Raw genomic sequence first — 1,201 nt, 5'->3', positions numbered from 1 at the left:
GCCGGGACCCTGGGGCATCGCGGCGCACGCGGACGACGCCGCCGCGCTGGTGGCGGCGCTCGGCCTCGAACGGCCCGTGCTCGCCGGGCACTCGATGGGCGCGTTCGTCGCCGCGCTCGCCGCCGTGCGGCACCCCGGGTCCTTCGGGGAACTGCTGCTCGTGGACGGCGGCGTGGGCTTCCCCGCGCCCACGCACCTCTCGCCCGACGAGCTGATGACGGCCGTCATCGGCCCCGCGATGGACCGGCTCTCGATGACCTTCCCCGACCGGGCGGCCTACCGCGACTTCTGGCAGGTCCACCCGGCGTTCGCGGAGCAGTGGACGGCGGAGGTCGACGCGTACATCCAGCGCGATCTCACGGGCCGCGCACCGGAGTTGCGGTCCTCGTGCCGCCTGGAGGCGGTCCGCACCGACGGCGTCGGGCTCTTCGACCCGGATGTGCTCGCCGCCGTACGCCGACTGCCGTCACGCGCGACGCTGTTGTGGGCGGAGCGCGGCCTCATGGACGAGCCGCAGGGCCTCTACGACGAGCAGCGCCTCGCCGAGGCCGCGCTCGCCGACACGCGCGTCACCCCGGAACCGGTTCCCGGCACGAACCACTACACGCTGCTGACGGGCGAGCCGGGGGCGGCGAGGATCGCCGCACTGCTGCTCGAAAAGGCGGGACGGGGCTGAACGAGGGGCGGTACGGGGACGGGGCGGCGCTTCCACGCGGGGGCCGCCCCGTCCCCGTACCGGCGAGCCGCCCCGGTACCACCGTCCCGCTACCGAGCCGCCCCTGCCCCCCTCACCCTTCCCGCAACCGCTCCAGCGTCAGCGCGAGTTGCAGTTCCAGCGCGTGTTCCGGGGTGTTCCAGTCGGGGCCGAGGAGCGCCTCGACCCGTTCCAGGCGCTGGACGACGGTGTTGACGTGGACGTGCAGGGTCTCCTTGGCGCGGACGAGGCTGCCGCCCGCGCCGAAGTAGGCGCGCAAGGTGCGGACGAGTTCGGTGGCGCGCTGGGCGTCGTAGGCGAGGAGAGGGCCGAGGGTCTTGTCGACGAAGCCGTCGAGGTCCTTGTCGTCGCCCAGCAGGACGCCGAGGAAGCCGAGTTCGGCGGCCGATGCGCCCTCGCCCGCGCGGCCGAGGACGTGCAGGGCGCGCAGGCAGCGGACGGTCTCGGCGTGCGCCGTGGCGAGCCGCGCGGGGCCCGCGACGGGGC

The 1,201-nt window shown here is 75.1% G+C and carries 2 protein-coding genes; one reads left to right on the top strand and one right to left on the bottom strand.

The annotated features are described in order from the left end of the window. Nucleotides 1-676 (top strand): alpha/beta hydrolase (locus G3I42_RS31950; RefSeq protein WP_164291180.1); only part of this gene is annotated, 676 nt, incomplete at its 5' end. A 112-nt stretch (nt 677-788) separates the two neighbouring features. Here G3I42_RS31950 and G3I42_RS31945 read toward each other — a convergent pair. Beyond that, the coding region (locus G3I42_RS31945; RefSeq protein ID WP_164291179.1) for a PucR family transcriptional regulator at nt 789-1,201 on the bottom strand (413 nt) is incomplete at its 5' end.

The sequence above is a fragment of the Streptomyces sp. SID11385 genome (genome assembly GCF_010548245.1).
Taxonomy (GTDB): Bacteria; Actinomycetota; Actinomycetes; order Streptomycetales; family Streptomycetaceae; genus Streptomyces.
Note: the sequence above shows the minus strand (reverse complement) of the source record. Positions and strands in the feature narration are given on the sequence as shown.